Origin of the sequence: Thermoflexibacter ruber (assembly GCF_900113045.1) — a bacterium.
GTDB classification, from domain to species: Bacteria; Bacteroidota; Bacteroidia; order Cytophagales; family Thermoflexibacteraceae; genus Thermoflexibacter; species Thermoflexibacter ruber.
The window spans coordinates 60,121-68,060 of sequence record NZ_FONY01000032.1 but is presented as its reverse complement, the minus strand read 5'-3'; the positions used below and the strand labels follow the sequence as shown (position 1 = coordinate 68,060).

The 7,940-nt window shown below is 39.6% G+C and carries 5 protein-coding genes; 4 read left to right on the top strand and 1 reads right to left on the bottom strand.

The window, feature by feature from the left end:
* The 3 genes from BM141_RS16515 to BM141_RS16505 all read left to right on the top strand — a co-directional run.
* Positions 1-340: transposase (locus BM141_RS16515; RefSeq protein WP_143090853.1), on the top strand; the 340-nt coding region annotated here is incomplete at its 5' end.
* Between the two features lie 8 nt (positions 341-348).
* Positions 349-927, top strand: coding sequence for a FecR family protein (locus BM141_RS16510; RefSeq protein ID WP_091548570.1), 579 nt, complete (start codon positions 349-351; stop codon positions 925-927).
* A gap of 73 nt (positions 928-1,000) precedes the next feature.
* Positions 1,001-4,177, top strand: coding sequence for a TonB-dependent receptor (locus tag BM141_RS16505; protein WP_245764087.1), 3,177 nt, complete (start codon positions 1,001-1,003; stop codon positions 4,175-4,177).
* A gap of 244 nt (positions 4,178-4,421) precedes the next feature.
* Here the strand turns inward: BM141_RS16505 and BM141_RS16500 are convergent, their stop codons facing one another.
* Entirely contained in the window at positions 4,422-4,616 is a 195-nt protein-coding gene (locus tag BM141_RS16500) for a hypothetical protein (protein WP_091548569.1), read from the bottom strand.
* 43 nt (positions 4,617-4,659) lie between these two features.
* Between BM141_RS16500 and BM141_RS16495 the strand changes: the two genes are divergently transcribed.
* Entirely contained in the window at positions 4,660-7,938 is a 3,279-nt protein-coding gene (locus BM141_RS16495) for a helicase-related protein (RefSeq protein WP_091548576.1), read from the top strand.
* Positions 7,939-7,940 lie beyond the last annotated feature (2 nt).

The following is a 7,940-nucleotide window of genomic DNA, read 5'->3' as shown; positions in this document are numbered from 1 at the left end:
TGGAGATAAGGGTTATATTACTGCACTAAAAGAAGAATTTGCAGAAAGAAACTTGCACTTAATCACTAAGTTAAGAGCTAATATGAAGAAAAATCAAGTATTAACAGAACCACAAGCCTATTATTTAAGGCATAGAGGATTGATAGAAACTGCTTTCGATGTACTTAAAAATCAACTAAATATAGAACATTCAAGGCACAGAAGCCCTAAAAATTTTCTTATTAATTTGCTGGCAGGCTTAATTGCTTATACATTTTTGGAAAAAACACCAAACATAAAAGCATATCCACAAAAATTAGAGGACAAACAAATTGTATTTATTCAAGAAAATGTAAAATAATTCACGTTATGCTTAGAATACCTCGCTGGGGCTTTGGTAAGCATACCAGAGAAGTTTTCCTACAAGGCGAAGCAGAGTTTTCTGTTACTCATACGGCTGATAATCAAAGATTTATAGTGAATACCCCAGACAAAGTAAAAGTAGAGGTTTTAGGGACGGAGTTTGTAGTCTATTCAAGAAATAGAGGAACGAAAATAGCCTTGCATAAAGGGAAAGTACAGCTACACTCTTTGAAAGAAGAAAACAAGCAAAAAATAATAGAAATGAAGGTCGGTGATATAGTTACAGTAGATAAAAAAGGAACTTTTCGCCTACAGCCTTCCAAGAATACCTTTACTATTGGTAGCAAGGCATGGAAGGAACATACTTTTGTCTTTGAAAGTACTTCTTTGGAGGAGATAACCTACCAAATAGAAGAAAATTTTGGAGTAAAAGTACAAATTGCAGATAGAGCATTAGCGGTTAGAGAAATCTCAGGAGATTATCAAGCAGCCAATGCAGAGGAGCTATTACGTGCCATAGCTGAGGTATTAGGTGCAGAGGTAGAAGTAAAAAATGAAAGACTCAGGATTAAGCCCACGGACTAAGAAAAATTTAAGTAATCATAAAATTTATCTAAATCCACCCAGGACTTTTCTTTTAAATTTAATTTACAATCTCATGAAAAAGACAGTTTACTTGTTTAAAATCATTATGTTAGCACTTTTTTTGTTTTTTAGTGCTAAGATTGTTTCTGCTCAAACGCTTGCCTCTGTACGTCGCGAACTGAACACCCAAGAGCAAGCCAAGCCTCAGCATCAAGCAAAGCTCAAAGATGTACTACTTAGCTTGAAGTCGCACTATCAGGTGAATTTGCTTTTTGAGGAGAAGATTTTAGAGGGACTAAATGTAAATGAAACCTTGTTTAATAAAGCGGAGAGTATAGAAGAAAACCTATCCAACCTGCTCAGTCAATTCAATTTGCGTTTTAAAAAAGTAAAACAAGGCACCTATTTGATTATTTCTCCTAAAAAAGACAAAAAGCAAAAGAAAGCGGAGTTGAGTAGCTTATTGGAAAGCGAAAAAGAAAGGCTTTTAACTACAGTTTTAGCCTCAGAACCTGTTGCTGAACACCAGAAAATAGACGTTAGAAAGGAAAACAGTCGTAGGGTATTTGCCAAGGTGAGTGGGAAAGTAAGCGATGCAAGTGGCAATGGTATCCCGGGCGTTTCGGTTTCTGTAGCAGAAACTCAACAAGGCACCATTACCGATGCACAAGGGATTTACTCCCTCAATTTAAGTGCAGGAAACTATCGCTTACGCTTTTCATTCATTGGTTACGAAACCAAAATCCAAGAAATTACCGTAGGTAACGATGCCCTCACTATAGATGTAACCTTAGAGGAGAGTGTAACAAGTTTGGCAGATGTGGTCGTCATAGGCTCTCGCTCTACTGCTGTTCGCACCAACGTAGAAACCGCTGTCCCTGTGGACATTATTACTGCCAAAGATTTGCAGTCCACTGGGCAAGTAGAACCTACTCAAATGATTAACTTAGTTGCCCCTTCTTTTAACTCTGCACGCCAAACAGTAGCCGATGGTACAGACCACATAGACCCTGCAACTGTTCGGGGACTGGGTCCTGACCAAGTTTTAGTACTACTCAACGGCAAACGCAGACATAATCAGGCATTAATCAATGTAAATGGAACGGTAGGCAGAGGTTCGGTAGGTACAGATTTGAACACTATCCCCACTGCCGCCATAGAAAGAATAGAAGTTTTGCGTGATGGGGCGGCTTCTCAGTACGGCTCTGATGCTATTTCAGGGGTAATAAACGTAGTGATGAAGAAAGAAGTAGGTACTTCTGCCAATTTGCACTGGGGCAGGCACTATGCGGGTGATGGCAGAAACCTGAACTTAGGTCTGTACCACGGCTTAAAAATAGGGCAAAAAGGTGCGATTAGTGCTGCTGTAGATTTGCGTTTCCGAGAGGCAACCAATAGGGCAGGAGATTATACAGGTCCCGTATATGTGAGGTGGGACAATGTAAGCGACCTTGCCCTGCGCCAACAACGCTACGCTCAAGACCGCGATCTTATCGCCCAAAATAACTTTAACCTTTCTAAGAATATGCTCATTGGTAACTCCGCTGTAGATAACTTTGGTGGTATGCTCAATGGCAATATTCCCTTAGGTGGAAAGACTACCTTCTATTTTACAGGAATTTTGAACTATAGACAAGGCAGAGCCGCTGGTTTTTATCGTTATCCTTTTCAAACTACTCAAGTCATCGCAGAGTTGTACCCTAACGGTTTTCTTCCCGAAATTGCCTCCACTATCTGGGATAGGTCTTGGCTCATGGGCGTAAGCGGAGAGCTTGGTAGCGGCTGGCGTTGGGATTTATCCAATGTGTACGGTGGTAACTCTTTCCGCTTTGATGTCAATAATTCTAACAATGCCTCCCAATTTGCACAAGGCAGAAATGCCCAAACAAGTTTTTACGCAGGAACGCTGGGCTTCAATCAAAACACCTCAGATTTGAGTATTTCAAAAGACTTTGGCAAACAAATCGGACTACAATCTTTTAACGTGGCAGGAGGGCTAAATTTTCGTATAGACAACTACAGCATTAAAGAGGGAGAGGAAGCCTCTTGGAGAAACTATGCCCCTACTTCGGGTAGAGTAGGGGGAGCGCAGGTTTTCCCAGGCTTCCAGCCTGCTAACGCAGTAAATCAGAATCGCAATGTTTTTGGTGCATACATAGACTTAGAAACAGATTTAACGAAAAAACTTTTAGTTAATGTCGCAGGACGTTTTGAGAACTACAGCGATTTTGGAAGCAACTTTGCAGGCAAGCTAAGTGCAAGGTACAAGTTTGCCGATGCTTTCTCGCTAAGAGCAGCGGTTTCTAATGGATTTCGCGCACCATCTATCCATCAACGCTACTTTAGTGCTATCTCTACCGTATTTGTGTCCGTGGCAGGTCAGTTAGAGCCACGCCAGCAAGGTACTTTCCGCAACGACGGTCCCGTAGCGGCAGCTTTTGGGATTCCTTCTTTGAGAGCAGAAACTTCTACCAATCTAAGTGTGGGGATTACCTCGCAAATAGCTAAAAACGTCAGCTTGACGATAGATGCCTACCAAATTGACATTAAAAACAGAATAGTACTAACAAGCTCTTTTGTAAGGGGGGCTTCGGGAACAGGACTACAAATTGCTCAAATTTTGGACAATGCAGGGCAGAGAGAGGTTAATTCTGCAATTTTCTTCACTAATGCTATTGATACGCGTACGCAAGGTATTGATATTGTGTTCTCGGCAAACCCTCAAATTGGCAATGGAACTTTGGGTATTACTTTTGCGGGAAATATGAACAAAACTGAAGTTCAAGGCACGCCTCAGGTCTCTGCCACCCTACCGCCAGACCAATTCGGTAATCAGATTTTCAATCGCTTAGAAAGGTCAAGGATAGAATTAGCTCAACCAAGAAGCAAGTTTACCTTAGGGTTAAACTATAGAGCCAATAAATTAGCTACCAATCTACGCATTACTCGCTTTGGGGAAGTAGCTATCAACGATGCCGCAGACCCAAGATTAGATGAAGTATTCTCTCCAAAAATAGTTACCGACTTGAGTGTGAGCTATAAAGTATTGAAGTTCTTGCAAGTAGTTGTAGGGGCAAATAATATCTTAGATGTCTATCCAGACAAACTACAAAAAACTCAAGCCTTAACAGCCACCAATACTGTTGCCTTAGACAATAGTTCATTTGGGCGCTTTGTATATAGCCGCAATGTTACCCAATTTGGCTTTAATGGAGGATATTACTATGTCAATTTGAATGTTACTTTTTAAAATTTTTGGGGAGGTTGCTCTGTCAAAAAGGAATATTTTGTAGAAAATATTGCTAAGTTATTTAAAACTTCTGAAATACAATCTCTACGTAGATAGGAAAAAGTCTTTCATTATTGTAAAAAAGCTTAAAATAATTTTTAGCAATATTCAAAAAAAAAATAATAAGCAAATGCTGTTGTAGGGAAGATGACCGCAACAGCATTTTTTGTACCATCAAACTTTGATGCAAGTGAGCGGTTTTTTATTAGCTCTCTACCAAGCCAGCAAACCCGCTCTGCACAAATGCTGTTTCGTTAGTAGCAACCCTAAAAGACGCCACTATCAACAACAAACAAATACTAAAACGACAGACAAAATGCCAACGCTTCGCAACATATAAAAATCCGTCCCCCAGACCTACACGCCAGACTTGCAAAAGAATTATTTTTTGCTTTCCCATCAATAAGAATTTGTATTTTTGGCGAATGAACGGAGAATCAGATATGGCAACAAAGTTTTTTACAAATAGTGAGCAGAATACGCTCATCAATAAGTTTGAAGGAGTTTTTACATATAATCCCAATATTCAATACTTTGATGCTTTAGTAGGTTATTTCAGAGCTTCGGGGTACTTCCGCATCAGACCGTTTCTGGACAAAGTCCCAAAAATCAGGATATTGGTGGGCATCAACGTGGACAGACTGCTTGCAGAAGCGCAAAGAGAAGGACTTGAGTTTTTCAAAAACTACGAAAAAACCAAAGAAGAATTTATTGAGGAAATTCGGCTCGACATCCAGAAAGCCAACTACGACAAAGACACCGAAAAAGGTATCCTGCAATTCATTGACGACCTGATTGAAAAGAAAATTGAAGTCAAAGCTCACCCTGAAAAAAAAATTCACGCTAAGGTTTACATTTTCAGACCTGAGCCTTTTAACGCTCATACTCCTGCCTCTGTTATTACGGGTTCGTCTAATCTAACAGATGCAGGACTTGGTTACGGCAACCATTACAATTACGAATTTAATGTTCAACTCAATGATTATGACGATGTAAAATTTGCCTCACAAGAATTTGAAAAACTCTGGGCAGAAGCCATAAATATTTTACCTGTTGACATTCAGCACATCAAAAAGGAAACTTATCTGAATGAAGATATTACACCTTTTGAACTTTACATCAAACTGCTTATTGAGTATTTCGGCAAAAACATAGAATACGACCCCGATTCTATTGGTGAACTGCCTCAAAACTTCAAAAAACTTTCCTATCAAATTGATGCCGTTAATGAAGGTTTCAATATGCTCTTGAAACACAACGGCTTTGTTTTGGCTGACGTGGTGGGCTTGGGCAAAACCGTAATTGCCACGATGGTTGCTAAAAAGTTTCTCTTGCAAAACGGCAGAAACAACACCAAAATTCTGGTAGTCTATCCGCCTGCCGTTGAAAAAAACTGGAAAAATACATTTAATTATTTTAACATTGACAAATACACCAAGTTTATCACCAACGGAAGTTTACAGAAAATTTTAGACAGACATCAGGACTACTGGAACAAAGAAGAATACGACCTAATCATTGTGGACGAGGCACACAAATTCCGAAATCATACCACAGGGGCATTTCAAAACTTACAGTTGATTTGCAAAAGCCCACGAACTACCAAAGGGCTGATTGACGGCTGGCAGAAAAAAGTCATTCTCGTTACGGCTACCCCACTCAACAACAAGCCCGATGACATTTTTTACCAAATCCAAATGTTCCAAGATGCAAGGCAATCCACTTTGCCCATACCCAACCTAACTTCATTTTTTGCTCCACTCATAGAAAAGTACAAAAAACTGAAACGCTTTGACGAGCTGGACGTAAACGAACTCCGAAACATTTACGGCAAGATTCGCAAAAATGTAATTGAACCTATTACCATTCGCAGAACCCGAAAAGACCTTGAAAATATCCCTGAATACATAAAAGACTTAGAAGAACAAGGCATCAAATTCCCTAAGGTAGAACCTCCTAAAAAAATTGAGTACGTCATGGACCAAAAACTCAATGAACTGTTTTACAAAACCGTCTTTTACCTAACTGATGCCGACAAACTCACTTATGCCCGCTACCAAGCCATTGCAGGGCTAACACAGGAAATGCAAAAAAAGTATTACGAGAATGCGGAAACGATTTCTAAAAGCTTGGCATTCATCATGAAAACACAATTGGTCAAGCGACTGGAAAGCAGTTTTGATGCGTTCAAAAAATCGCTTACCAATTTCCAGAAAGCAACCAACCGAATGATTGAGATGTTCAACAACGATAAAGTCTTGATTGCCCCTGACACTGATGTAAACAAACTGTTAGACAAAGGCTGGAGCGAGGAAGATATTGAAAAAGAAATCGAACAACTGAGTGAAGATAATCCCAAAAATCAAATATTTAAAGCAAGCGACTTCAAACCTGAATTTATCTTGGCACTAAAAAAAGACAAAAAATTGATAGATGAATTAGTGCATTTATGGCAACAAATTGACTACGACCCCAAACTGCAAGTTTTTTTGAAAGAACTCAAAAAGCAATTCCTCAACAAGAAAAACAATGTGGAAGGTAAGCTGGTCATCTTCTCCGAATCCAAAGACACTGTTGATTATCTAAAACTGAATTTAGAAAAAGAAGGAAGAAAAGATGTATTGGCAGTCTCAGCCGAAAACCGAAAGGAATTGTATGATACCATTGTTACCAACTTTGATGCAAACTATGACAAAACTAAACAAGTGAATGCATATAACATCATCATCACTACCGAAGTACTGGCAGAAGGCGTAAACCTGCACCGCTCCAATGTAATTGTCCACTACGATACACCTTGGAACGCTACCCGACTGATGCAAAGGATAGGTCGGGTAAACCGTATCGGAACGAAAGCCGATGTCATCTATAACTATGTATTTTATCCCTCAGCACAAGGCGACTCCCAAATCCAACTGAACAAAACCGCCTTTATGAAAATTCAGGCTTTCCATACCGCTTTTGGCGAAGACAATCAGGTGTATTCCAAGCACGAAATTCTGAACGAAGAAACACTCTTTAACAAAGAAGCCATCAGAGAAGAAGAAGACGAGCGACTGAAATATTTGTATCTGCTCCGCAACTTTAGAAAAGAGCATAAGACTTGGTTCGATAAAATCAAAAAACTGCCCTTAAAATCACGCACAGGTAGAAATGCAACAGCCATCAGCAAACCAGAACTGAAAAACGGAACAGCCGCTTTTTTAAAGACCGACAAAAAATTTGAATTCTATTGGGTAAATAGCGAAAACCAAGCAAGCGAAATTACTCCCATCGAGGCATTCAAAATCTTTGAAGCAGACCCCAAAGAAAAAACTTGTAAACTGATTGAAAACCACCACAAACAAGTGGCAGCAGCTATGCAGCATTTTGAAACACTGGAACTCAAATTGGTGGCTTCGCAAATAGCCCCAGAAGCCTTAGGCGGTGTGGCACAACGCGCTAAAAAATTCCTCTCCGAGTTAGTAAAATACGCGCAGGTATCCGAAAAACAAAAACAGAATATGCAGAAAATTATAAGGCTGATAGATATAGGTAAGTACACCAACCTACCCAGCGAGGTAGATAGGCTGCAAAAGAAAAAACTCAGCTTCAACAAAGCCTTGACAGAAATAGATAAAATTGCCGAGCAATACAATCTGGAACTGTACGATGCTCAGAAAAAAGAAAAAAAAGGCAGAGTAGAAACCCCCATTTTAATCGTTTCCGAATCATTTGAATAAGT

What these genes read in the sequence shown, in the direction of transcription:
- BM141_RS16505 (WP_245764087.1), top strand. Translation starts at nt 1,001, where the DNA reads ATGAAAAAGACAGTTTACTTGTTTAAAATCATTATGTTAGCACTTTTT.
- BM141_RS16510 (WP_091548570.1), top strand. Translation starts at nt 349, where the DNA reads ATGCTTAGAATACCTCGCTGGGGCTTTGGTAAGCATACCAGAGAAGTT.
- BM141_RS16495 (WP_091548576.1), top strand. Translation starts at nt 4,660, where the DNA reads ATGGCAACAAAGTTTTTTACAAATAGTGAGCAGAATACGCTCATCAAT.
- BM141_RS16500 (WP_091548569.1), bottom strand. Translation starts at nt 4,616, where the DNA reads ATGGGAAAGCAAAAAATAATTCTTTTGCAAGTCTGGCGTGTAGGTCTG.